This is a genomic window from Rhizobium sp. 22-785-1, from assembly GCF_053521965.1.
Window position 1 is genome coordinate 413,854 of record NZ_JBNWDI010000001.1, and the last position, 21,534, is coordinate 435,387.

Consider the following 21,534-nt stretch of genomic DNA (forward strand, 5'->3'; position numbering starts at 1 on the left):
ACGACACTCCCCCAAAAATCGTACTAAAAGCCGTCATTTACAGCATCAGGCAACAAGCTTACTCTGATGATTGGCTGTCCTCTGACAGCAAGCGATATGACGTCGTGAAGGCTGTCGTGATGAACACGACTTGTCTGCCTCTCTTTTGGAAAGGAAACGGCGTTGCGTATCGGCGTCCTCGTGCTTTTGGCAAGCGTCTCGGCATCCTCGGCTTTCGCAGCAAACATCAAGCCCGGACCATCGGAAACGGACTATCTGTTTCAATGCAGCGCGACTTTTATCATCAACGCGCATGAACTGAAGGACAGCGGTAAGTCACCCAAAATCCAAGCCAAAGCTGCTGAGTACGACAGCAAGTTCAACAAGCTTGCGGCGAGAGCGAGATCGTCGTTTGAAGAAAACAGGCGCACAAAAGCAGAAGCATCGGCCTATCTGCAAAAGCACGTCGACACTATGTCCGTGCTCTTCGCCAAGGAGCCAGAAGTCATGAAACGCTTCGTCCAGCAGTGCGATACGCGCTATCAGGACACGCTATAACCCATCGGTCTGTTGAACAGCCTCTGATCGACAGCGGCTTCGCGAAATAAATTCGGGCTTTGTGAATGGGAAACGAACCGGTCCATGGCTCTACCTACTCACGATTCTTAAACGACACGCATTCGCCGAATCCCGCTGGAATGTAGCGGCGCCCCTAGCCATCGATCTTGGCCCTTATATCGGTCCGCGAGCGACGTAGGACGTATACGCCTACCGTCTCGAACGAGGCGTCAGTTCGCTCGCTACGCTTAGCACCTCGTTGGTCACATTCCCTGATCGTGAAACCTCTCCACACCTTTGCGCAACATGCTCTACGACTTCAGACGCGCAGCGGTACCTCACCACCAAGTGATCGCCGGACGAAACTATATATACAGCAGACAGCGCTCACCATAATCCGCGGCGTTCCCAGCTGACTGCCATCGGACGCATGAATAGACATAAAAAAACCGGGTGATCGCTCACCCGGTTCTTTAGATGTCCATGCTTAAGCGTGAGGCTTACGCAGCTTCAGCAGCAGCAGTCTCAGCAGCCACGCGAGCCTTGTCGGCTGCGCCCTTGGCATCGACGTCGCGCTCAACGAACTCAACGACAGCCAGAGCTGCGTTGTCGCCCTGGCGGAAGCCAGCCTTCATGATGCGGATGTAGCCGCCGTTACGGTTCGCGTAACGGGTTGCAATCGCGTCAAAGAGTTTACGGACAGCGTCCTGATCCTTGATCTGCGAGATGGCCTGACGACGAGCGTGCAGGTCGCCGCGCTTGCCGAGCGTAACCAGCTTTTCTACGATCGGGCGAATTTCCTTCGCCTTTGGCAGAGTGGTGACGATCTGCTCATGAGTAATGAGCGAAGCAGCCATGTTGGCAAACATTGCCTTGCGGTGGCTGGCGGTTCTATTGAGCTTGCGGCCTGAATTTCCGTGGCGCATTGCTATTCTCCTTTAGTGCAGGTTTCCTATACGGTCCTGCCGTTTCCTGGCACATGCAGACGACTGGTCTGCTGTTTGACGGGGAAAGGCAGTCTTTAAGGGCCTGCCTTTTCTTTGTTAATATTGGTCTTCGTAACGCTTGGCGAGATCTTCGATGTTCTCTGGCGGCCATGCTGGCACTTCCATGCCGAGATGCAGACCCATGGAAGCGAGAACTTCCTTGATTTCGTTGAGCGACTTGCGACCGAAGTTTGGCGTGCGAAGCATTTCGGCTTCCGTCTTCTGGATCAGGTCGCCGATGTAGACAATGTTGTCGTTCTTCAGGCAATTTGCCGAACGAACGGACAGCTCAAGCTCGTCGACCTTCTTGAGAAGTGCCGGGTTGAACGCCAGTTCCGTAACCGATTCTTCTTCAGCTTCCTTCTGCGGCTCGTCGAAGTTGACGAAGACGCCAAGCTGGTCCTGAAGGATACGAGCGGCGAAGGCAACGGCATCTTCGCCGGATACGGAACCGTTGGTCTCGATCGTCATGATCAGCTTGTCATAGTCGAGAACCTGGCCTTCACGGGTGTTTTCCACCTTGTAGGACACTTTCTTGACCGGAGAATAAAGGCTGTCCACAGGGATGAGGCCGATCGGGGCATCTTCCGCGCGGTTGCGTTCTGCAGGCACGTAGCCCTTGCCGTTGTTGACGGTGAATTCCATCCGGATTTCAGCGCCATCGTCGAGCGTGCAGATAACATGGTCAGGGTTTAGTATCTCAATGTCGCCAACCGTCTGGATATCGCCAGCGGTAACGGCACCTGGGCCCTGCTTGCGCACGACCATGCGCTTGGAATCATCGCCGTCCATCTTGATGGCGATTTCCTTGATATTGAGCACAATGTCCGTCACATCTTCCCGAACGCCGGGGATGGAGGAGAATTCATGCAGAACGCCGTCAATCTGCACGGCAGTCACAGCGGCGCCACGCAGAGACGACAGGAGAACGCGACGAAGCGCGTTGCCGAGCGTGAGACCGAAGCCACGTTCCAGCGGCTCGGCAACCAGCGTTGCCTTGGTGCGGCTGGAGGACGTGAACTCGACCTTGTTCGGCTTGATCAGTTCCTGCCAATTCTTTTGAATCATCTTTAAACCTTCCGTTCGCCGCCACCATTCAATCGTGGCGGACCGAGCATGATCACCGAGAGGAACCGAAACGGTTCATCGGAGGGTTTCAAGCGTAAGCACACCGGCCACGCCGGCAACCACACGCCGATTACGCGAAAATTCCGCCAGACCGATGGAAAGGCGGAACCTCCAGACAGAACGCGTTAGACGCGGCGCTTCTTGCGCGGGCGGCAACCGTTATGCGGGATCGGCGTCACGTCGCGGATGGAGGTGATGAGGAAACCAGCAGCCTGCAGAGCGCGAAGTGCGGATTCACGACCCGAACCAGGACCGCAAACCTCGACCTCAAGCGACTTCATGCCGTGTTCCTGAGCCTTCTTGGCGCAATCTTCAGCAGCGATCTGGGCAGCAAACGGGGTAGACTTACGCGAACCCTTGAAGCCCTTGGCACCAGCGGACGACCAGGCAATCGCGTTGCCCTGCGCGTCGGTGATGGTGATCATCGTGTTGTTGAAGGTCGAGTTGACGTGCGCTACACCCGACGTGATATTTTTACGTTCGCGACGGCGAACGCGTGTGGCTTCCTTGGCCATGATAGTCCTTTCATTGATCTCTTCACCGCCGTAACACCAGCGGCTACACCGGCACGCAACCCGCTTGCGAGCATTGCGCCAAACTCAGAAAGGCTGGCGCGGTTCGCACCAGCCTTCTCTTCCGTATGAACGGAAAATTACTTCTTCTTACCCGCGATAGCCTTCGCCGGACCCTTGCGGGTACGAGCGTTGGTGTGCGTGCGCTGACCGCGAACCGGAAGGCCACGGCGGTGGCGCAGGCCACGGTAGCAGCCAAGATCCATGAGGCGCTTGATGTTCATCGCGGTTTCGCGACGAAGATCACCCTCGACCTGATAATCGCGGTCGATCGTTTCGCGGATCTGAAGGACTTCGGCGTCCGTCAGCTGATGAACGCGCTTGTCGGCCGAGAGACCAACCTTGTCCATGATTTCCTGCGCGAATTTCGGACCGATCCCGTGAATGTAGGTCAAAGCGATAACAACGCGCTTAGCCGTCGGGATGTTGACGCCAGCGATACGTGCCACGTCTATTCTCCTTGCGTTCCAGTTGCCATCCGGCAAGTGGTGCTTCCATTTGAGCGGCACGATGCTGCCGCCAGTTCAAATTCCTGTTCGTCACAAGTCAAAACGACCGAACCCGGACTTTCCTTCCCTAAAGGAAAATCCGCGCCAGTCGCTTGGGTTGTCGCGAGTTGGCGCGGTGTTTAACGGAATCGGTTCAAAAAAGCAACCGGCCCCGCCAAGATTCTTTAGATCCGCGCAGCAGAAGCTGCCGGGCTGTTGTCCTTTTCCAAGGCACCCGCGATTGCGGCAGTGACCGCATCGACATCCGCCATGCCGTCCAGTACAACGAGCTCACCCTGCTCGCGGTAGTATTCGGACAGCGGCGCTGTCTTCTCACGATATTCGGAGAGGCGCTTGCGGAACGATTCGGGATTGTCGTCCGAACGAACCGTATCACCAGCCGCGACCGTCTCAGCCACACGGTTTTCGATTCGGCGCACCAGCGCCTCTTCGTCTACCTTGAGCTCGATGACAGCATCCAGCTGAATGTTCTTCTGCTGGAGGTTTTCGCTCAGCGCCTTGGCTTGCGGCACGGTGCGCGGGTAACCATCGAGGATGAAGCCCTTCGCACAGTCAGCCTGCTCGATCCGCTCCGAAACGATCTGGTTGACGATATCGTCCGACACGAGACCACCGGCATCCATCACCGCCTTGGCGCGCTTGCCGATGTCCGTTCCCGCAGTCACAGCCGCACGCAGCATATCGCCGGTGGAAAGCTGCGGAATGCCGTACTTGTCCGTCAAACGCTTGGCCTGTGTTCCCTTGCCTGCACCTGGCGGTCCCAAAAATATCAGTCTCATCGTCCCCTCTTTCCTCCACGCAGTTTCGATTTCTTGATCAGCCCCTCATATTGCTGGGCAATCAGGTGGCCCTGGATTTGCGCAACAGTATCCAGAGTTACACTGACTACGATCAAAAGCGAAGTACCACCAAGGGCTAACGGTATGCCTGTACGGGCAATAAGTGTCTCAGGAAGGATACAGACGAAGACAAGATAAATTGCACCGACGACCGTGATGCGCGTCAGCACGTAGTCGATGTACTCTGCGGTGCGCTCGCCAGGGCGAATGCCAGGAATGAAGCCGCCATGCTTTTTCAGATTGTCGGCCGTGTCCTTCGGATTGAACACGATCGCCGTGTAGAAGAAGGCAAAGAACGCGATCAACAGGCCGTAGAACAGCATGAAGAGCGGCTGGCCGTGCTGAAGGGACGAGATGATCGTCGTCGCCCAGCCGGGAAGGTTCGTGCTGTTGGTAAAGCCCGCAGCCGTTGCCGGCAGAAGCAACAGCGAGGACGCGAAGATCGCAGGAATAACGCCAGCCGTGTTGAGCTTGAGCGGCAGGTGCGACGTGTCGCCCTGGAACATGCGGTTACCGACCTGACGCTTCGGATATTGAATCAAGAGACGGCGCTGGGCGCGTTCAACAAAGACGATCAGCGCGATCACCAGGATGGCGACGATAACGACCGTGAGGATCAGAGTTGTCGACAACGCACCCGTACGACCGAGTTCAAGCGTACCGGCCAAAGCCTTCGGCAAGCCTGCAGCAATACCAGCGAAGATGATCAGCGAGATACCGTTGCCGATACCGCGAGACGTGATCTGCTCGCCAAGCCACATCAGGAACATCGTGCCGCCGAGCAGCGTGATGACGGTAGAAACGCGGAAGAACCAGCCCGGATCGACAACGAGGCCAGCACCACTCTCTAGACCAACGGCGATGCCGTAAGCCTGCAGCGTGCCAAGCAGCACGGTTCCGTAGCGCGTGTACTGGTTGATGATCTTGCGGCCTGCTTCGCCTTCCTTCTTCAACGCTTCGAGCGATGGAACGACCGAGGTCATCAACTGCACGATAATCGAAGCGGAGATGTAAGGCATGATGCCAAGCGCAAAGATCGCCATGCGCTCGACAGCGCCACCCGCAAACATATTGAAGAGGCCGAGAATGCCATTCGCCTGACCGCGAAACGCCTGGGCATAGGCTTCCGGATTTAGACCAGGAAGCGGAATATGCGTGCCGAGACGATAGACGAGAAGTGCGGCAAGGGTAAACCAGAGACGCTTTTTCAGATCTTCAGCCTTGGCGAAGGTCGAAAAATTCAGGTTTGAGGCCAGTTGTTCCGCTGCTGAAGCCATAAAATTCTCCGCATGACCCTGTCCAGCAGCACGGTGAACGGCGTCTCCGGCAGGGTCCATAAAGATACTGGTTCAAAAACCGGGCTTCGGACGGAAAGCGACTGTTGCGCCGCAATCATGCCTCACCCTTGTTTTCGTATGTCCTATCCCCTCCCCCTACCGAGTTCAAGGTCAAAGGGGTTCAAGAACTGTGAGGCTCTCACTTGCGCTGCAAGCTGCGGCATTTTGAGCGCGAGACATGCAAAGTCGCAATGAGTCGCTGCGCAGATCCGTCAAATCGATTAGATTTTCAAAGACTTACGTAGCGTAAAGAGAAACGCCCGGGGCGAAACACCCCGGGCGTTCAGACACCATATATTACTCGGAAGCTTCCGGCGCAACAACGAGAAGCTTGATGGAACCACCAGCCTTCTCGATTTTTTCAAGAGCAGGCTTGGAAGCGCCAGCGACTTCGAAAGCCACCTTTGCCTTAAGCTCGCCATCGGCCAGAATGCGAACGCCGTCCTTCGGACGACGGATAACACCAGCAGCCTTGAGAGCAGCGGCATCAACCGTTGCCTTGGCGTCCAACTTGCCAGCATCGATAGCAGCCTGAACGCGACCGAGAGAAACGGTGACGTATTCGGAAGCGAAGATGTTGTTGAAGCCGCGCTTCGGTAGACGACGGTAGATTGGCATCTGACCGCCTTCGAAGCCGTTGATAGCAACGCCCGAACGAGCCTTCTGACCCTTGACGCCGCGACCACCGGTCTTGCCCTTGCCGGAACCAATACCGCGACCTACGCGGATACGGTCCTTGGTGGCGCCTTCGTTGTCTCTGATTTCATTGAGTTTCATGATAGGTTCCTCCGTCTCACTTCTCGTCTACGACGCGAACGAGATGCTGGACCGCACGAATCATGCCACGAACAGAAGGCGTATCTTCCAGCGTGCGCTGACGGTGCATCTTGTTAAGACCCAGGCCGATCAGCGTCTGACGCTGGATCTCCGGGCGGCGATTTGGGCTGCCGATCTGTTCGACCGTGACAGTCTTCTTGGCTTCAGTTGTAGTCTTGGCCATGATCCAGATCCTTACTCTTCAGAAGCGACGCCGGACGCGACGCGACGTGCCTGAAGGGTTGCATACTTCAGACCGCGCTGAGCAGCGATGTCCTTGGGATGAACCTGATGCTTCAGAGCGTCGAACGTTGCACGAACCATGTTGTACGGGTTCGAAGAGCCCGTGGACTTGGCAACAACGTCGTGAACGCCGAGCGTTTCGAAAACGGCGCGCATTGGACCACCGGCGATGATACCGGTACCAGCCTTGGCGGAACGCAGCAGAACCTTGCCGGCGCCGTGGCGACCGTTAACGTCGTGATGCAGCGTACGGCCATCGCGCAGCGGAACGAAGATCAGATCGCGCTTGGCAGCTTCAGTCGCCTTGCGGATTGCTTCTGGAACTTCACGAGCCTTGCCGTGACCGAAGCCAACGCGGCCCTTCTGGTCGCCAACAACAACGAGAGCGGCGAAGCCGAAACGACGGCCACCCTTAACAACCTTTGCAACGCGGTTGATCGCGACCAGCTTGTCGACGAACTCGCTATCGCGCTCTTCGCGGTTCTGGCGATCGTCGCGAGAACCTCTTTTTTCCTGTGCCATTGTCCTTTTCCTTTTTCTTTTCCGGTATCGAACGGCAAACGAAAGTAGGCCCTCCGGCTCCATTGCTGAAGCCCGGTTGGCCCGGTGAAAATCCACCCGGCGCGATCACGCCCGGGTGGATAAAGTCTTAGAAGTTCAGACCGCCTTCGCGGGCAGCATCTGCCAGGGCCTTAACGCGGCCGTGATAGATGAATGCGCCACGGTCGAATACGACATCCTTGACGCCAGCCTTGCCAGCGCGCTCGGCAACCAGCTTGCCAACAACGGCAGCTGCCGCAACGTCAGCGCCGGTCTTCAGCGACGAGCGCAGATCGGCTTCGAGCGTGGAGGCAGACGCGAGCGTCTTGCCTGCAACATCATCGATGATCTGAGCGTAGATGTTCTTCGACGAGCGATGAACCGACAGGCGCGGGCGACCGTTAGCAACCGCCTTGAGCTGGCGGCGTACACGGTTCGCACGACGTGCAAGTGCTTCTTTCCTGCTAGCCATTTCGCGAGTTCCTTACTTCTTCTTGCCTTCTTTGCGGACGATCCGTTCTTCAGCGTACTTGACGCCTTTACCCTTGTAGGGCTCGGGACCACGGTATTCGCGGATTTCCGCGGCAACCTGACCGACCTGCTGCTTGTTGATGCCGGAAACGATGATTTCCGTCGGCTTCGGCACGGCGATGGTGATGCCCTGCGGCGGCTCGTAGACAACGTCGTGCGAGAAACCGAGTGCCAGCTGCAGGTTCTTGCCCTGCATGGCTGCACGGTAACCAACGCCGTTGATTTCGAGCTTGCGCTCGTAGCCATCCTTAACACCCTTGAAGATGTTCTCGATCATGGTGCGGGACATGCCCCACTTCGAACGAGCTTCCTTGGTGTTGTTGGACGGCTGTACCGAAACGCCGTTGTCTTCCAGCTTGAGCTGGATGTCGTCATTTGCGACGAAGAACAGTTCGCCCTTCGGACCCTTGGCAGTAATCTTCTGGCCTTCAACGTTGGCCGTCACACCTGCGGGAACCTGAACGGGCTTTTTACCGATACGAGACATATTTCTATCCTGTCTGTCCGTTACGGAGATCCTTACTCGGCCTTAGAAGACCGAGCAGAGAACCTCGCCACCAACGTTCTGTTCGCGAGCCTGGTGATCGGCCATCACGCCCTTCGGTGTCGAAAGGATGGTGATGCCGAGGCCGTTCGCGACCTGCGGAATGGACTTAACCGAGACATAAACTCGGCGGCCCGGCTTGGATACGCGGCCGATCTCACGGATCACCGACGCACCTTCGTAATACTTCAGTTCGATGGTGAACTCGGACTTGCCGTTTTCAAAATCGACCTTGGAATAACCGCGTATGTAGCCTTCAGCCTGCAGCACGTCGAGAACGCGTGCGCGGAGGCTGGAAGCAGGCGTGCTAACCGAAGACTTGCGACGGGAAGCACCATTGCGGATGCGGGTGAGCATATCACCCAAAGGATCAGTCATGGTCATGTGCCCGTCTCCTTACCAGCTCGACTTGACAATGCCCGGCACCTTGCCGGAATTGCCCAGCTCACGAAGCGCGATACGCGACATCTTGAGCTTGCGATAGAACGCGCGCGGACGGCCCGTTACTTCGCAGCGGTTGCGGATACGCGTCTTCGAGCCGTCACGCGGCAGCGAAGCGAGCTTCAGAGTTGCCTGGAACCGCTCTTCGATCGGAAGGGACTGGTTCATGACGATGGCCTTGAGGGCGGCACGCTTGCCGGCCTGGGAGGCAACTGTCTTGCGGCGGCGCTTGTTCTTTTCAACTGCGCTTGTTTTCGCCATATCGGAGTTCCTTTTCTACGCTCGTCGTTACGGTTACTGACGGAACGGGAAGTTGAACTCTGTCAAAAGAGCCCGTGCTTCGTCGTCGGTCGGAGCCGTCGTGCAAACGATGATGTCCATGCCCCACATCTGATCAACCTTGTCGTAGTTGATTTCTGGGAACACAATGTGCTCCTTGATGCCCATGGCGAAGTTGCCACGGCCGTCAAAGCTCTTCGGGTTCAGGCCCCGGAAGTCGCGAACGCGCGGAAGCGCGATGTTGACCAGACGATCAAGGAATTCGTACATGCGTGCGCCACGAAGGGTAACCTTCGCACCGATTGGCATGCCTTCGCGAACCTTGAAGCCAGCAATCGAGTTGCGGGCGCGGGTTACGACTGGCTTCTGACCTGCAATAGCAGCCAGATCGCCGGCAGCAACCGTGGGCTTCTTGGAGTCGGCAGTCGCCTCACCCACACCCATGTTGATGACGATCTTTTCCAGCTTCGGGATCATCATGACGTTAGCGTAGGAGAACTTCTCCTGCATGGCGCCGCGGATACGGTTGACGTATTCCGTCTTGAGACGCGGTTCGTACTTGGTCTCAGCCATCGATGACTTCTCCCGAACGCTTGGCCACACGGACCTTCTTGCCCTCTACAACCTTGAAGCCAACGCGAGTCGGCTTGCCATCCTTATCGGCGATGGCGATGTTGGAGATGTGCAAGGATGCTTCCTTGTTGATAATGCCGGCTTCCTGGCTCTGGGTCTGGCGCTGGTGACGCTTCACCATGTTTACGCCACGCACAACAGCACGGTCTTCCTTCGGCATTACCTGGATTACTTCGCCGGTACGGCCCTTGTCCTTACCGGTCAATACGACAACCTTGTCGCCTTTACGAATCTTCTGCATCGCTCGTGCTCCTTACAGTACTTCTGGAGCCAGCGAGATGATCTTCATGTGGTTCTTACCGCGAAGCTCGCGAGGAACCGGTCCGAAGATACGGGTGCCGATCGGCTCTTTCTTGTTGTCGATAAGAACAGCTGCGTTGTTATCGAAACGGATGACGCTGCCGTCGGCGCGGCGGATGTCTTTAGCGGTACGCACAACAACCGCCTTCATCACGTCGCCCTTCTTGACGCGGCCGCGCGGAATAGCTTCCTTGATGGAAACGACGATAATGTCGCCCACGGAAGCGTACTTGCGCTTGGAGCCGCCCAGCACCTTGATGCACATGACACGACGTGCGCCGGAATTATCCGCCACGTCGAGGTTTGTTTGCATCTGAATCATGTCAGGTCGCCTTCTTGTTGTTACCGGACCGGTTGGGCACACATCATGGACGCTGCCCCCTGTTCCAGCTTATGAAATCTCTGTCTTTGCGCGGAAGAAACTTGCCAGGGTGGTTTCCCAAAGGGACCTTCCGTGCGCATCAAAGCAAAAGACGCTCGGGTTACGAGCGTCCTTGCGCTGCTTCATACAGATTTTCGCGCCAAGTGCAATAGACCTGGCGCGATTCCGTTGAAATTAAGCGTGAGCGGCAACAACCGTCCAGCGCTTATCCTTGGAGATCGGTGCGCATTCCTCAATGGAAACCACATCGCCGACCTTGTACTGGTTGTTTTCGTCGTGCGCCTTGTACTTCTTCGAACGACGAACGGTCTTCTGCAGCAGCGGGTGAGCGAATCGACGCTCAACGCGAACTACGACAGTCTTCTCGTTCTTGTCGGATACAACGACGCCCTGGAGAATGCGTTTAGGCATAGTATTCTTCCTTAGGCCTTGGCTTCTGCGGCCTTTTGGGCAGCAATGGTTTTGATCCGGGCGATGTCCTTACGGACTTCGTTGATGCGCGAGGACTTTTCAAGCTGGCCAGTGGCCTTCTGGAAACGCAGGTTGAACTGTTCCTTCTTCAGGTCAGCCAACTTGTCCTTGAGCTGGTCGGCGCTGAGGCCGCGAATATCTTCGGCTTTCATTTGCCTTGCTCCTTACTCTGCGATGCGCTGTACGAAGCGCGTCTTGACCGAGAGCTTGGCAGCGCCGAGACGAAGCGCCTCACGGGCGATCTCCTCGGAAACACCGTCGATCTCGAACATCATACGACCGGGCTTGACTTTGCATGCCCAGTAATCAACCGAACCCTTACCCTTACCCATACGAACTTCGGTCGGCTTAGCCGTAACCGGAGTATCGGGGAATACGCGGATCCAAACGCGACCTGCGCGCTTCATGTAACGCGTGATCGCGCGGCGGGCCGCCTCGATCTCGCGTGCATTCACGCGGTTCGGTTCCTGCGACTTCAAGCCGAATTCACCGAATGCCAGGTCAAAGCCGCCCTTGGCGACGCCCTTGATGCGTCCCTTGAACTGCTTGCGGTACTTAGTACGCTTTGGCTGCAACATTTTCTTACTTCTCCGAGCTTATCTTTCGCCAGCGTCAATCAAGCGTTTTCGCGACGACGATCGTTGCGATCGCCACGCTCACGGCTTGCAGGACCCTGAGCATCGCCTTCGAGCGCACGACGCTCGGAAGCCATTGGATCGTGCTCAAGGATTTCGCCCTTGAAGATCCAGACCTTGATGCCGCAGATGCCGAATGCGGTTTCGGCTTCAGCCGTACCGTAGTCGATGTCTGCACGCAGCGTGTGAAGCGGAACGCGGCCTTCGCGGTACCATTCGGTACGAGCGATTTCCGCGCCGCCGAGACGGCCTGCGCAGGTGATCTTGATGCCTTCCGCGCCGAGGCGCAGAGCGGACTGTACGGCGCGCTTCATGGCGCGACGGAAAGCCACGCGGCGTTCCAGCTGCTGGGCGATCGACTGTGCAACGAGCGTTGCGTCGACTTCCGGCTTGCGCACTTCAACGATGTTGAGATGCGTTTCGGAGCTGGTCATCTCCGAGATCTTCTTGCGAAGCTTCTCGATGTCAGCGCCCTTCTTGCCGATGATGAGGCCCGGACGAGCGGAGTGGATCGTAACGCGGCACTTCTTGTGTGGGCGCTCGATAACGACCTTTGCAATACCAGCCTGCTTCAGTTCCTTCACGAGGTAGGCACGGATAGCAAGGTCTTCATGCAGAAGGTTACCGTACTCGGCAGTGTCAGCGTACCAACGGCTGTCCCACGTACGGTTGATGCCCAGGCGGAAGCCGATTGGATTGATTTTCTGACCCATTATGCGGCCTCCCCTTTTTCCTCGACTTCACGAACAACGATCGTGAGGTGCGAGAACGGCTTTTCGATGCGCGATGCACGGCCACGGCCACGAGCGTGGAAGCGCTTCATGGTGATGGACTTGCCAACATAGGCCTCGGCGACGACGAGAGCGTCGACGTCGAGGTCATGGTTGTTTTCGGCGTTCGCGATAGCCGATTCCAGCGTCTTCTTGACGGTGGAAGCGATACGCTTGCGCGAGAACTCGAGCTCGGCGAGAGCGCGATCAACCTTCTTGCCACGGATAAGAGCGGCAACCAGGTTCAGTTTCTGGGGGCTGACGCGAAGCGTACGGGCAACGGCCTGAGCCTCGTTGTCCTTCAGCCGGCGTTCGGTCTTAGCCTTCGCCATGATTACTTCCTCTTTGCCTTCTTGTCCGCGCCATGACCGTAATAGGTCCGGGTCGGAGAGAATTCACCGAACTTGTGACCGACCATGTCTTCGTTGACAGAGACGGGCACATGCTTGCTGCCGTTGTAAACGCCGAAGGTAAGACCAACGAACTGCGGCAGGATCGTGGAGCGACGGCTCCAGATCTTGATTACTTCACTGCGGCCGCCTGCGCGCACCTTCTCAGCCTTAGCGAGAAGATAGCCGTCAACAAACGGACCTTTCCATACTGAACGAGCCACTTGAGACTTCCTCTCTTACTTCTTGCGCTGATGGCGCGAACGCATGATGAACTTGTCGGTCGACTTGTTCGAGCGGGTACGCTTGCCCTTGGTGGGCTTGCCCCATGGCGTCACAGGATGACGACCACCGGACGTGCGACCTTCACCACCACCGTGAGGGTGGTCGACCGGGTTCATAACGACGCCGCGAACATGCGGACGCTTGCCGCGCCAACGCGAACGACCAGCCTTGCCGTCGTTGATGTTGCCGTGATCAGCGTTGGAAACAGCACCGATGGATGCGAGGCAGGAGCCATGCACCAGACGCTGTTCACCCGAGTTGAGACGCAGGATCGCCATACCGGCATCGCGGCCAACGAGCTGTGCATAGGTACCGGCGGAGCGAGCGATCTGACCGCCCTTGCCCGGCTTCATCTCGACGTTATGGATGATCGAGCCGACAGGAATGAACTGCAGCGGCATTGTGTTGCCGGGCTTTACGTCCACTGCCTTGTCGGAGGCGATCACCTTGTCACCAGCAGCAAGACGCTGTGGCGCGAGAATGTAAGCCTGTTCGCCGTCCGTGTATGTCACGAGCGCGATGAATGCGGTGCGGTTCGGGTCATATTCCAGACGTTCAACCGTACCTTCAACGTCGAACTTGCGACGCTTGAAGTCTACCAGACGGTAGGTCCGCTTGTGACCGCCGCCCTGGAAACGAACGGTGATCCGGCCCTGGTTGTTACGGCCACCCTTCGAGCTGAGGCCCTGTGTAAGAGCCTTTACCGGCTTGCCCTTGTAGAGCGAAGCACGGTCCACAATAACCAGCTGGCGCTGGCTAGGTGTGGTCGGATTGAAACTTTTCAATGCCATTGTATTTGTTCCCTTTTGGGTCTTTGCCCGCTTGGGCCTAACCTTTAGAGTCCGGTGGACACGTCGATGGATTGACCTTCAGCAAGTGTCACGATCGCCTTCTTGACGTCCTTCTTCTTGCCAGCGAATCCACGGAAACGGCGCGTCTTACCCTTGCGGATAAGCGTGTTCACACCCGTGACCTTGACGCCGAAGAGAGCTTCCACGGCAGCCTTGATTTCAGGCTTGGAAGCGTCCTTGGCGACGTTGAATACGACCTGGTTCTGTTCGGATACCAGCGTCGACTTTTCCGTGATCGAGGGAGACACGATCACATCGTAGTGGCGAAGATCCGTCATTTGAACCGCTCCTCCAGAGCCTCTACAGCAGCCTTGGAAAGCACGAGCTTGCCACGGCGCAGGATGTCGTAAACATTGATGCCCTGTACCGGCAGAACGTCCACGTTCGGGATGTTCTGAGCTGCGAGCTTGAAGTTGCCGTCAAGTTCTGCGCCGCCGATAACGAGAGCGTTGGTCAGGCCGAGCGAAGCGAAGTTGCCCAGCAGAGCCTTTGTCTTTGCGTCCGATGCAATCAGCTGATCGACGATGATCAGTTCTTCAGCCTTTGCCTTTGCAGACAGGGCGAGACGCAGGCCGAGCGCGCGAACCTTCTTGGGAAGGTCGTGAGCGTGGCTGCGAACGACTGGGCCGTGGGCCTTGCCGCCGCCGCGGAACTGCGGTGCGCGAGCCGAATGGTGACGAGCGCGGCCCGTACCCTTCTGCTTGTACATCTTTGCACCCGTGCGGGAAACTTCCGAACGGTTCTTGGTCTTGTGCGTGCCCTGCTGCTTCTTAGCAAGCTGCCAGCGCACAACGCGGGCCAGGATGTCCTGGCGTGGGTCGAGGCCGAAGATTTCGTCCGACAGGGCTACCTTGCCGGCGTCTTTTCCCTCGAGGGTCGTGACGTTCAATTCCATGATAAGGCTCCCTTACTTCGCAGCCGACTTGACGGCGTCGCGGACGATGATCCAGGAACCCTTGGAACCGGGAACGGCGCCCTTCACGAGGATCAGACCGCGATCCTCATCGGTCGAAACCACTTCCAGGTTCTGGGTGGTGACGCGAGTCTGGCCCATGTGACCAGCCATGCGCTTACCCTTCCACACGCGGCCCGGATCCTGGTTGGAACCCGTCGAACCGTGCGCACGGTGAGAGATCGAGTTACCGTGCGATGCGCGGCCACCACCGAAGTTGTGACGCTTCATCGAACCGGCAAAACCCTTACCGATCGTTGTTCCGGTTACGTCGACCAGCTGGCCGGCTTGAAAATGATTTGCGGTCAGTGTTGCACCGACGTCGATCAGGTTCTCGGACGAGACCCGGAATTCGACGAGCTTAGCTTTCGGCTCGACATTGGCAGCGGCGAAGTGGCCACGGAGCGCCTTTGTCGTGTTCTTGACCTTGGACTGGCCTGCACCGAGCTGAACTGCGGTATAGCCATTCTTGTCTTCCGTACGCTGGGCAACGACTTGTACGTTATCCAGACGCAGGACCGTTACGGGAATATGCTCACCAGCGTCGTTGTAGACGCGGGTCATTCCCACTTTCTGTGCAATCACACCTGAACGCATTGGTTCAATCCTCTTGCGAGCCTTGAAGGGAAAACCCTTGCTCGGCCTTTTGTTAAGGAGTTCCCTTCGACATCTCACGATGTTTCCGGTCTCCGGATTGGAAGACGTTGGATTGCTCCACGTACCTTCCTTGTTATATCGGCCCTTACTTTCGCAAGGTCAGGCCGAGGTCTTAGAGCTTGATTTCCACGTCAACGCCAGCAGCGAGGTCAAGCTTCATCAGCGCGTCAACAGTCTGCGGGGTGGGGTCAACGATGTCGAGAAGACGCTTGTGCGTCCGCATTTCGAACTGCTCACGGCTCTTCTTGTCCACGTGGGGAGAGCGGTTAACAGTGAATTTTTCAATGCGGGTCGGCAGCGGAACCGGGCCGCGAACGCTGGCGCCGGTGCGCTTGGCGGTCGACACGATTTCACGGGTAGAGGCATCGAGGATCCGGTGGTCAAACGCCTTGAGGCGGATACGGATATTCTGGCCGTTCATTCGTCTTGTCCTTGTTCTTTATTATTGATTTCCGCACGCGGAAATACATGAACCTAGTTAATCGTGGCGCCGCAGATTTTCAAAAATCGAGAGGAATGCGAAAGGCGCACCCCAATCATTTCAGTAGTCTGTATTGCGAAATCACCGGGACTCGCAAGCCGTTGCGAATCCAGCGGTGAACGTGAGTGCGCGTTTACGCGCTTTCACCGAAATTTTCAAGCACTAAAAGTGCAGCGCCCATACGCTTTTTCATCAAACGGCTGACGGCGGTGTTTTTGCACCGCCGTCAGACATAATTTCAAACGTCGAGATTACTCGATGATCGAGGCAACGATGCCGGCGCCAACGGTACGGCCACCTTCGCGGATAGCGAAGCGCAGCTTTTCTTCCATCGCGATCGGAACGATCAGCTCGACTTCAACAGTGACGTTATCGCCAGGCATAACCATTTCCGTGCCTTCTGGAAGCGAAACGATACCGGTAACGTCAGTCGTACGGAAGTAGAACTGCGGACGGTAGTTCGTGAAGAACGGCGTATGACGGCCGCCTTCTTCCTTCGTCAGGATGTAGGCTTCTGCCATGAACTTCTTGTGCGGCTTGACAGAACCTGGCTTGCAGAGAATCTGGCCACGCTCAACGCCATCGCGCTGTACGCCACGAACCAGAGCACCGATGTTGTCGCCAGCCTGGCCCTGATCGAGCAGCTTGCGGAACATTTCAACGCCGGTAACAGTCGTCTTCGACGTCGCGCGGATGCCGACGATTTCGACTTCTTCACCAACCTTGACGATACCGCGCTCAACGCGACCCGTCACAACCGTACCACGACCAGAGATCGAGAACACGTCTTCGATCGGCATCAGGAACGGCTGGTCGATCGGACGCTCAGGCGTCGGGATGTAGGCGTCAACCTGAGCCATCAGCTCGCGGATTGCGTCTTCACCGATCTTCTTGTCGGAATCTTCGAGAGCGGCCAGTGCCGAACCCTTGACGATCGGAATGTCGTCGCCTGGGAAGTCGTAGGACGACAGAAGTTCGCGAACTTCAAGCTCGACGAGCTCGAGAAGTTCTGCGTCGTCAACCTGATCGACCTTGTTGAGGAACACGACGATCGCCGGAACGCCAACCTGGCGAGCAAGCAGGATGTGCTCGCGCGTCTGCGGCATCGGGCCGTCAGCAGCGGAGCAGACCAGGATCGCGCCGTCCATCTGGGCAGCACCGGTGATCATGTTCTTCACGTAGTCGGCGTGGCCGGGGCAGTCAACGTGAGCGTAGTGACGGTTCGGCGTCTCATACTCAACGTGTGCCGTCGAAATCGTGATACCACGAGCCTTTTCTTCAGGAGCGGCGTCGATCTGGTCATACGCCTTGAACTCGCCGAAGAACTTCGTGATCGCTGCCGTCAGAGACGTCTTGCCGTGGTCAACGTGACCGATCGTGCCGATGTTGACGTGCGGCTTCGTCCGCTCAAACTTGCTCTTTGCCATTAGTGGCTCTCCATCTTGTCCCTAAGCGGGAATAAACTCTAAATCTCGTTTGGGGCGTACCCCGATCACTTCTGACCGGAGTACTTTGCCTGGATGTCGGCAGCAACGTTGCTCGGAACCGGCGCATAGTGATCGAATGTCATCGAATACTGTGCACGGCCCTGAGACATCGAACGAAGGTTGTCGACGTACTTGAACATGTTGGCCAGCGGAACGTGAGCGCTGATCACGATGGTGATGCCACGCGATTCCTGACCCTGGATCTGACCGCGACGCGAGTTCAGATCGCCGATCACGTCACCGACGTAATCTTCAGGAGTTACGACTTCCACCTTCATCATCGGCTCGAGAAGCTGTGCACCAGCCTTCTTCGCTGCTTCGCGGAAGCAGGCACGCGATGCAATTTCGAACGCCAGGACAGACGAGTCAACATCGTGGTATGCACCATCGATGAGCGTTGCCTTGACACCGAGCATCGGGAAGCCAGCCAGAGGACCGGAAGACAGAACGCTTTCGATACCCTTCTGAACGCCTGGGATGTATTCCTTCGGAACAGCACCACCAACGATCTTGGATTCGAACTTGAAGTCTTCGCCTTCTGGGTTCGGTTCGAAGATGATCTTGACACGAGCGAACTGACCGGTACCACCGGACTGCTTCTTGTGGGTGTAATCTTCTTCGTGCAGACGCGTGATCGTTTCACGGTAAGCAACCTGCGGAGCGCCAACGGTGGCTTCAACCTTGAACTCGCGACGCATACGGTCAACGAGAATGTCGAGGTGAAGTTCGCCCATGCCGGCAATGATCGTCTGACCGGATTCTTCGTCCGTCTTGACGCGGAACGAAGGATCTTCAGCAGCCAGGCGGTTAAGCGCGAGGCCCATCTTTTCCTGGTCGCCCTTGGTCTTCGGCTCGATCGCGATCTGGATAACCGGCTCAGGGAATTCCATACGCTCGAGGATAACCGGCTTCAACGGATCGCAAAGCGTGTCGCCCGTCGTGGTTTCCTTGAGGCCCGCTAGAGCAACGATGTCGCCAGCAAAGGCTTCTTCGATGTCTTCACGGCTGTTGGAGTGCATCTGAAGCATACGGCCGACGCGCTCGCGCTTGTCCTTGACCGTGTTGATAACGGATGTGCCCTTTTCGAGCTTGCCCGAGTAGATACGCGCGAAGGTGAGCGAACCGACGAAGGGGTCGTTCATGATCTTGAACGCGAGCATGGACAGCGGCTCGGCGTCGTCAGCGTGACGCTCGATTTCGGCTTCCGTCTTGAAGTCGATGCCCTTGATCGCCGGAATGTCCAGCGGAGAAGGCAGGTAATCGACAACAGCGTCGAGAAGTGGCTGAACGCCCTTGTTCTTGAACGCGGTACCGCAGAACATCGGGTGGAACTTCACGTCGATGGTGCCGCGACGAACGAGCTGACGGATCTTTTCGTTGTCCGGGTAGTTGCCTTCGAGGTAGGCTTCCATCGCTTCTTCGTCGATCTCGACAACAGTCTCGATCAGCTTTTCACGATATTCTTCAGCCTTGGCCTTCATGTCTTCTGGAATTTCGACGACGTCCCACTGGGCGCCGAGGGATTCGTCGCGCCAGATCAGAGCATTCATCTCGATCAAGTCGATAACGCCCTTGAATTCCGTTTCAGCGCCGATCGGCAGCTGCATGACGACAGCAGTGGCACCGAGGCGGGTCTTGATCATTTCTACCGAGCGGTAGAAGTCAGCACCCGTCTTGTCCATCTTGTTGCAGAAGATCATACGTGGAACGTTGTACTTCTCTGCCTGACGCCAGACGGTTTCCGTCTGCGGCTCAACACCGGCGTTGGCGTCGAGCAGCGCGATAGCGCCGTCGAGAACGCGCAGCGAACGCTCAACTTCAATGGTGAAGTCGACGTGGCCGGGGGTGTCGATGATATTGAAACGGCGCATCTTGCCATCGCGACCCTTCCAGAAGGTCGTGGTAGCAGCAGAGGTGATCGTGATGCCACGCTCTTGCTCCTGCTCCATCCAGTCCATCGTGGCTGCGCCATCGTGAACTTCACCGATCTTGTGCGACTTACCGGTGTAGTAGAGAATACGCTCGGTGGTGGTCGTCTTACCGGCGTCGATATGCGCCATGATACCGAAGTTACGGTAATCTTCGATTTTATATTCGCGAGCCATAATGGACTGCCTTTCGATCTTCGACCGTTGAGATTACCAGCGGTAGTGCGAGAATGCGCGGTTAGCATCAGCCATCTTGTGCGTATCTTCACGCTTCTTGACGGCAGATCCGCGGTTGTTCGCGGCGTCCATGAGTTCGCCGGAGAGGCGATCAACCATGGTCGTTTCGTTGCGCTTGCGCGCAGCAGCGATCAGCCAGCGGATGGCGAGAGCCTGGCGGCGCTCCGGACGAACGTCGACCGGAACCTGGTATGTCGCACCACCAACGCGGCGAGAACGGACTTCAACATGCGGAGCAACGTTGTCGAGAGCGGAATGGAACACGCCGAGCGGCTCCTGCTTCGTCTTGCCCTGCACGGCGTCGAACGCGCCGTAAACAATGCTTTCGGCGACAGACTTCTTGCCGTGAAGCATGATGGCATTCATGAACTTGGTGACGACCAGATCGCCGAACTTCGGGTCCGGGTTGATCTCACGCTTTTCTGCACTATGGCGACGGGACATACTCTTTGTCTCTCATTTGTTATTGACGCTATACCACGCGGAGAACCTCGCGCAGCGCCGAATTGTTATTGCCGAATTACTTCGGACGCTTCGCACCATACTTCGAACGGCGCTGCTTACGGTTCTTGACGCCCTGGGTATCGAGAACACCGCGGATGATGTGGTAACGAACGCCCGGCAAGTCCTTGACGCGGCCACCACGGATCATGACAACGGAGTGTTCCTGAAGGTTATGACCTTCACCAGGAATGTAACCGATGACTTCGAAGCCGTTGGTGAGGCGGATCTTGGCAACCTTACGAAGAGCCGAGTTCGGCTTCTTTGGGGTCGTCGTGTAAACGCGGGTGCAAACGCCACGCTTTTGTGGGTTTTCCTGCAGAGCAGGAACCTTGTTGCGCTTTACCTGTGCCTGACGCGGCTTACGGATCAGCTGGTTTACGGTAGGCATATAACCATCCCTTGCAAAAACTACTTTAGCCACCCCTTCGGGTGGCGGCTACGCCGTCTCCGGCAACCAAACACGCACAGCCTCATGCGCAAAACGTGGCCCGATCCGGTTTCCTCGGATGGACCACCAAGAGCAGAGGACGTAAAGACATACGTCTTGCGTGCAACAATCGTGTCTCTTACGTGTTTTGGACCCCTGTTTGAAGTGATCTCCAGGACGAGTCGTCCCAGATGGCCAGACTTCACATCGGCTCCGATGGCGGGCGTACTACTGTCTTAGCCCGCTTTCGTCAAGGGTGAATCCGAATTTTGTCCCCGCGTGGCAGGCTCTAACGCCCGGCGCTGGGGCAATTCTCAAGGCTTTTACCATAAAGCCCCTACCCTCACCATTGTTTTTCGGCTTGTGCCCTTTGGCTTTTCACAAAAGCCGTCTATTGATTCCCTTGAAGCACCATTCGGCCCAAGATCAGGGTTGCGATGGACACAACATGTGGCAGGCGTCAACGTCAGATGGATTCGCCTCTGGCACCCTCCACCAAAGACAAAAGGAATCGCGTCATGATCACCGAACCCGACAACGATAATGGACGCGACGAAGCTATGGTCTTCGTCATTATCGGCAAGGCCTATGAGCGCGAAGGCGAAGACGGCATCGACATCCACGTCATCCTCCAGGCGCCAGACGACGACACGGCCGTGCGCGAAGCCTTGAACGCTCTGTCGGAAGAAGGCTTCCTCGAAGCCGATCTCGACCAGATCGGCATGATTACCGAAGTGCCGGACGACGAACCCCATGCATCCGCCTATCAGGGCGCCCTGGAAGGCGAAGTGTCGATCATCCGCTTTGCGTGACAATAGAAAAGGGGCGTGCGGCAGCGCGCCC

General features: G+C 56.9%; 33 protein-coding genes. 2 read left to right on the plus strand and 31 right to left on the minus strand.

What is annotated here, in order from left to right; all coding sequences use genetic code 11:
• The first annotated feature begins 162 nt into the window (after positions 1-162).
• Entirely contained in the window at positions 163-537 is a 375-nt protein-coding gene (locus ACQZ5M_RS01950; protein ID WP_449078974.1) for a hypothetical protein, read from the plus strand.
• Between the two features lie 500 nt (positions 538-1,037).
• Here ACQZ5M_RS01950 and rplQ read toward each other — a convergent pair whose 3' ends face one another.
• The 31 genes from rplQ to rpsL form a co-directional block, all read right to left on the minus strand.
• Complete coding sequence (rplQ, locus tag ACQZ5M_RS01955) at positions 1,038-1,463, minus strand: 50S ribosomal protein L17 (protein WP_296038462.1); 426 nt, start codon at positions 1,461-1,463, stop codon at positions 1,038-1,040.
• 117 nt (positions 1,464-1,580) lie between these two features.
• Positions 1,581-2,591 (minus strand): DNA-directed RNA polymerase subunit alpha, encoded by a 1,011-nt coding sequence (locus tag ACQZ5M_RS01960; RefSeq protein ID WP_003495228.1) that lies wholly within the window; start codon positions 2,589-2,591, stop codon positions 1,581-1,583.
• A gap of 185 nt (positions 2,592-2,776) precedes the next feature.
• Complete coding sequence (gene rpsK, locus ACQZ5M_RS01965) at positions 2,777-3,166, minus strand: 30S ribosomal protein S11 (protein WP_296038463.1); 390 nt, start codon at positions 3,164-3,166, stop codon at positions 2,777-2,779.
• 137 nt (positions 3,167-3,303) lie between these two features.
• Positions 3,304-3,672, minus strand: a complete 369-nt coding sequence (rpsM, locus tag ACQZ5M_RS01970) for a 30S ribosomal protein S13 (RefSeq protein ID WP_113327213.1) — start codon at positions 3,670-3,672, stop codon at positions 3,304-3,306.
• A 224-nt stretch (positions 3,673-3,896) separates the two neighbouring features.
• A complete protein-coding gene (locus tag ACQZ5M_RS01975; RefSeq protein WP_449078975.1) occupies positions 3,897-4,511 on the minus strand; it encodes an adenylate kinase in 615 nt (204 codons plus the stop codon).
• Positions 4,508-5,848, minus strand: a complete 1,341-nt coding sequence (secY, locus tag ACQZ5M_RS01980; protein ID WP_296038467.1) for a preprotein translocase subunit SecY — start codon at positions 5,846-5,848, stop codon at positions 4,508-4,510. Before secY ends, ACQZ5M_RS01975 begins: the two co-directional genes overlap by 4 nt.
• A 357-nt stretch (positions 5,849-6,205) precedes the next feature.
• Entirely contained in the window at positions 6,206-6,685 is a 480-nt protein-coding gene (gene rplO, locus ACQZ5M_RS01985; protein ID WP_296075583.1) for a 50S ribosomal protein L15, read from the minus strand.
• Positions 6,686-6,701: 16 nt separating this feature from the next.
• Positions 6,702-6,908, minus strand: coding sequence for a 50S ribosomal protein L30 (gene rpmD, locus ACQZ5M_RS01990; RefSeq protein ID WP_296038469.1), 207 nt, complete (start codon positions 6,906-6,908; stop codon positions 6,702-6,704).
• An 11-nt stretch (positions 6,909-6,919) separates the two neighbouring features.
• Positions 6,920-7,489: a 30S ribosomal protein S5 gene (gene rpsE, locus ACQZ5M_RS01995; RefSeq protein WP_027677412.1), complete on the minus strand. Its 570-nt coding sequence runs from the start codon at positions 7,487-7,489 to the stop codon at positions 6,920-6,922.
• Positions 7,490-7,616: 127 nt separating this feature from the next.
• Entirely contained in the window at positions 7,617-7,979 is a 363-nt protein-coding gene (gene rplR, locus ACQZ5M_RS02000; protein WP_062427526.1) for a 50S ribosomal protein L18, read from the minus strand.
• Between the two features lie 12 nt (positions 7,980-7,991).
• Positions 7,992-8,525, minus strand: a complete 534-nt coding sequence (rplF, locus tag ACQZ5M_RS02005; protein ID WP_062427527.1) for a 50S ribosomal protein L6 — start codon at positions 8,523-8,525, stop codon at positions 7,992-7,994.
• A gap of 42 nt (positions 8,526-8,567) precedes the next feature.
• Entirely contained in the window at positions 8,568-8,966 is a 399-nt protein-coding gene (rpsH, locus tag ACQZ5M_RS02010) for a 30S ribosomal protein S8 (protein ID WP_062427528.1), read from the minus strand.
• Between the two features lie 12 nt (positions 8,967-8,978).
• Complete coding sequence (gene rpsN / locus ACQZ5M_RS02015; RefSeq protein WP_062427529.1) at positions 8,979-9,284, minus strand: 30S ribosomal protein S14; 306 nt, start codon at positions 9,282-9,284, stop codon at positions 8,979-8,981.
• Positions 9,285-9,317: 33 nt separating this feature from the next.
• Entirely contained in the window at positions 9,318-9,875 is a 558-nt protein-coding gene (rplE, locus tag ACQZ5M_RS02020; protein WP_296038471.1) for a 50S ribosomal protein L5, read from the minus strand.
• Complete coding sequence (gene rplX / locus ACQZ5M_RS02025; protein WP_062427531.1) at positions 9,868-10,176, minus strand: 50S ribosomal protein L24; 309 nt, start codon at positions 10,174-10,176, stop codon at positions 9,868-9,870. Before rplX ends, rplE begins: the two co-directional genes overlap by 8 nt.
• A gap of 12 nt (positions 10,177-10,188) precedes the next feature.
• The gene (gene rplN, locus ACQZ5M_RS02030) at positions 10,189-10,557 is read right to left on the minus strand and encodes a 50S ribosomal protein L14 (RefSeq protein ID WP_027677419.1); all 369 of its coding nucleotides are present in this window, start codon (positions 10,555-10,557) and stop codon (positions 10,189-10,191) included.
• 234 nt (positions 10,558-10,791) lie between these two features.
• Positions 10,792-11,028, minus strand: a complete 237-nt coding sequence (gene rpsQ / locus ACQZ5M_RS02035) for a 30S ribosomal protein S17 (protein ID WP_027677420.1) — start codon at positions 11,026-11,028, stop codon at positions 10,792-10,794.
• Between the two features lie 11 nt (positions 11,029-11,039).
• Positions 11,040-11,240: a 50S ribosomal protein L29 gene (rpmC, locus tag ACQZ5M_RS02040; protein WP_027677421.1), complete on the minus strand. Its 201-nt coding sequence runs from the start codon at positions 11,238-11,240 to the stop codon at positions 11,040-11,042.
• 12 nt (positions 11,241-11,252) lie between these two features.
• Positions 11,253-11,666 carry a 50S ribosomal protein L16 gene (rplP, locus tag ACQZ5M_RS02045; protein WP_027677422.1) on the minus strand — a complete coding sequence of 138 codons (414 nt, stop codon included), beginning with the start codon at positions 11,664-11,666 and terminating at the stop codon, positions 11,253-11,255.
• Between the two features lie 38 nt (positions 11,667-11,704).
• Entirely contained in the window at positions 11,705-12,436 is a 732-nt protein-coding gene (gene rpsC, locus ACQZ5M_RS02050) for a 30S ribosomal protein S3 (RefSeq protein ID WP_296038473.1), read from the minus strand.
• A complete protein-coding gene (gene rplV / locus ACQZ5M_RS02055; RefSeq protein ID WP_296038474.1) occupies positions 12,436-12,825 on the minus strand; it encodes a 50S ribosomal protein L22 in 390 nt (129 codons plus the stop codon). Before rplV ends, rpsC begins: the two co-directional genes overlap by 1 nt.
• Positions 12,826-12,827: 2 nt before the next feature.
• Positions 12,828-13,106, minus strand: a complete 279-nt coding sequence (gene rpsS / locus ACQZ5M_RS02060; RefSeq protein WP_027677425.1) for a 30S ribosomal protein S19 — start codon at positions 13,104-13,106, stop codon at positions 12,828-12,830.
• A gap of 15 nt (positions 13,107-13,121) precedes the next feature.
• A complete protein-coding gene (gene rplB, locus ACQZ5M_RS02065; RefSeq protein WP_062427534.1) occupies positions 13,122-13,958 on the minus strand; it encodes a 50S ribosomal protein L2 in 837 nt (278 codons plus the stop codon).
• Positions 13,959-14,002: 44 nt separating this feature from the next.
• Positions 14,003-14,296, minus strand: coding sequence for a 50S ribosomal protein L23 (locus ACQZ5M_RS02070; protein WP_296038475.1), 294 nt, complete (start codon positions 14,294-14,296; stop codon positions 14,003-14,005).
• On the minus strand, positions 14,293-14,913 hold the full coding sequence (rplD, locus tag ACQZ5M_RS02075; RefSeq protein ID WP_296038476.1) for a 50S ribosomal protein L4: 621 nt from the start codon (positions 14,911-14,913) through the stop codon (positions 14,293-14,295). The genes ACQZ5M_RS02070 and rplD overlap by 4 nt, the downstream gene beginning before the upstream one ends.
• 12 nt (positions 14,914-14,925) lie before the next feature.
• Positions 14,926-15,567 (minus strand): 50S ribosomal protein L3, encoded by a 642-nt coding sequence (rplC, locus tag ACQZ5M_RS02080; RefSeq protein WP_296038478.1) that lies wholly within the window; start codon positions 15,565-15,567, stop codon positions 14,926-14,928.
• A gap of 172 nt (positions 15,568-15,739) precedes the next feature.
• A complete protein-coding gene (gene rpsJ / locus ACQZ5M_RS02085) occupies positions 15,740-16,048 on the minus strand; it encodes a 30S ribosomal protein S10 (RefSeq protein WP_003507767.1) in 309 nt (102 codons plus the stop codon).
• Between the two features lie 311 nt (positions 16,049-16,359).
• A complete protein-coding gene (gene tuf / locus ACQZ5M_RS02090; RefSeq protein ID WP_296082073.1) occupies positions 16,360-17,535 on the minus strand; it encodes an elongation factor Tu in 1,176 nt (391 codons plus the stop codon).
• 65 nt (positions 17,536-17,600) lie between these two features.
• Positions 17,601-19,700: an elongation factor G gene (fusA, locus tag ACQZ5M_RS02095; protein ID WP_113261681.1), complete on the minus strand. Its 2,100-nt coding sequence runs from the start codon at positions 19,698-19,700 to the stop codon at positions 17,601-17,603.
• Positions 19,701-19,733: 33 nt separating this feature from the next.
• The gene (gene rpsG, locus ACQZ5M_RS02100; protein ID WP_062425165.1) at positions 19,734-20,204 is read right to left on the minus strand and encodes a 30S ribosomal protein S7; all 471 of its coding nucleotides are present in this window, start codon (positions 20,202-20,204) and stop codon (positions 19,734-19,736) included.
• Between the two features lie 76 nt (positions 20,205-20,280).
• Entirely contained in the window at positions 20,281-20,652 is a 372-nt protein-coding gene (gene rpsL, locus ACQZ5M_RS02105) for a 30S ribosomal protein S12 (RefSeq protein ID WP_003507760.1), read from the minus strand.
• Between the two features lie 557 nt (positions 20,653-21,209).
• Between rpsL and ACQZ5M_RS02110 the strand changes: the two genes are divergently transcribed.
• Positions 21,210-21,503 (plus strand): transcriptional regulator, encoded by a 294-nt coding sequence (locus tag ACQZ5M_RS02110; protein ID WP_113261687.1) that lies wholly within the window; start codon positions 21,210-21,212, stop codon positions 21,501-21,503.
• The last annotated feature ends 31 nt before the right edge of the window (positions 21,504-21,534 follow it).

Bases quoted from the DNA above. Each gene is read 5' to 3' on its own strand.
- rplQ (WP_296038462.1), bottom strand. From the start codon at position 1,463: ATGCGCCACGGAAATTCAGGCCGCAAGCTCAATAGAACCGCCAGCCAC.
- ACQZ5M_RS01960 (WP_003495228.1), bottom strand. From the start codon at position 2,591: ATGATTCAAAAGAATTGGCAGGAACTGATCAAGCCGAACAAGGTCGAG.
- rpsK (WP_296038463.1), bottom strand. From the start codon at position 3,166: ATGGCCAAGGAAGCCACACGCGTTCGCCGTCGCGAACGTAAAAATATC.
- ACQZ5M_RS01975 (WP_449078975.1), bottom strand. From the start codon at position 4,511: ATGAGACTGATATTTTTGGGACCGCCAGGTGCAGGCAAGGGAACACAG.
- secY (WP_296038467.1), bottom strand. From the start codon at position 5,848: ATGGCTTCAGCAGCGGAACAACTGGCCTCAAACCTGAATTTTTCGACC.
- rplO (WP_296075583.1), bottom strand. From the start codon at position 6,685: ATGAAACTCAATGAAATCAGAGACAACGAAGGCGCCACCAAGGACCGT.
- rpmD (WP_296038469.1), bottom strand. From the start codon at position 6,908: ATGGCCAAGACTACAACTGAAGCCAAGAAGACTGTCACGGTCGAACAG.
- rpsE (WP_027677412.1), bottom strand. From the start codon at position 7,489: ATGGCACAGGAAAAAAGAGGTTCTCGCGACGATCGCCAGAACCGCGAA.
- rplR (WP_062427526.1), bottom strand. From the start codon at position 7,979: ATGGCTAGCAGGAAAGAAGCACTTGCACGTCGTGCGAACCGTGTACGC.
- rplF (WP_062427527.1), bottom strand. From the start codon at position 8,525: ATGTCTCGTATCGGTAAAAAGCCCGTTCAGGTTCCCGCAGGTGTGACG.
- rpsH (WP_062427528.1), bottom strand. From the start codon at position 8,966: ATGACCATGACTGATCCTTTGGGTGATATGCTCACCCGCATCCGCAAT.
- rpsN (WP_062427529.1), bottom strand. From the start codon at position 9,284: ATGGCGAAAACAAGCGCAGTTGAAAAGAACAAGCGCCGCCGCAAGACA.
- rplE (WP_296038471.1), bottom strand. From the start codon at position 9,875: ATGGCTGAGACCAAGTACGAACCGCGTCTCAAGACGGAATACGTCAAC.
- rplX (WP_062427531.1), bottom strand. From the start codon at position 10,176: ATGCAGAAGATTCGTAAAGGCGACAAGGTTGTCGTATTGACCGGTAAG.
- rplN (WP_027677419.1), bottom strand. From the start codon at position 10,557: ATGATTCAGATGCAAACAAACCTCGACGTGGCGGATAATTCCGGCGCA.
- rpsQ (WP_027677420.1), bottom strand. From the start codon at position 11,028: ATGCCTAAACGCATTCTCCAGGGCGTCGTTGTATCCGACAAGAACGAG.
- rpmC (WP_027677421.1), bottom strand. From the start codon at position 11,240: ATGAAAGCCGAAGATATTCGCGGCCTCAGCGCCGACCAGCTCAAGGAC.
- rplP (WP_027677422.1), bottom strand. From the start codon at position 11,666: ATGTTGCAGCCAAAGCGTACTAAGTACCGCAAGCAGTTCAAGGGACGC.
- rpsC (WP_296038473.1), bottom strand. From the start codon at position 12,436: ATGGGTCAGAAAATCAATCCAATCGGCTTCCGCCTGGGCATCAACCGT.
- rplV (WP_296038474.1), bottom strand. From the start codon at position 12,825: ATGGCGAAGGCTAAGACCGAACGCCGGCTGAAGGACAACGAGGCTCAG.
- rplB (WP_062427534.1), bottom strand. From the start codon at position 13,958: ATGGCATTGAAAAGTTTCAATCCGACCACACCTAGCCAGCGCCAGCTG.
- ACQZ5M_RS02070 (WP_296038475.1), bottom strand. From the start codon at position 14,296: ATGACGGATCTTCGCCACTACGATGTGATCGTGTCTCCCTCGATCACG.
- rplD (WP_296038476.1), bottom strand. From the start codon at position 14,913: ATGGAATTGAACGTCACGACCCTCGAGGGAAAAGACGCCGGCAAGGTA.
- rplC (WP_296038478.1), bottom strand. From the start codon at position 15,567: ATGCGTTCAGGTGTGATTGCACAGAAAGTGGGAATGACCCGCGTCTAC.
- rpsJ (WP_003507767.1), bottom strand. From the start codon at position 16,048: ATGAACGGCCAGAATATCCGTATCCGCCTCAAGGCGTTTGACCACCGG.
- tuf (WP_296082073.1), bottom strand. From the start codon at position 17,535: ATGGCAAAGAGCAAGTTTGAGCGGACGAAGCCGCACGTCAACATCGGC.
- fusA (WP_113261681.1), bottom strand. From the start codon at position 19,700: ATGGCTCGCGAATATAAAATCGAAGATTACCGTAACTTCGGTATCATG.
- rpsG (WP_062425165.1), bottom strand. From the start codon at position 20,204: ATGTCCCGTCGCCATAGTGCAGAAAAGCGTGAGATCAACCCGGACCCG.
- rpsL (WP_003507760.1), bottom strand. From the start codon at position 20,652: ATGCCTACCGTAAACCAGCTGATCCGTAAGCCGCGTCAGGCACAGGTA.
- ACQZ5M_RS02110 (WP_113261687.1), top strand. From the start codon at position 21,210: ATGATCACCGAACCCGACAACGATAATGGACGCGACGAAGCTATGGTC.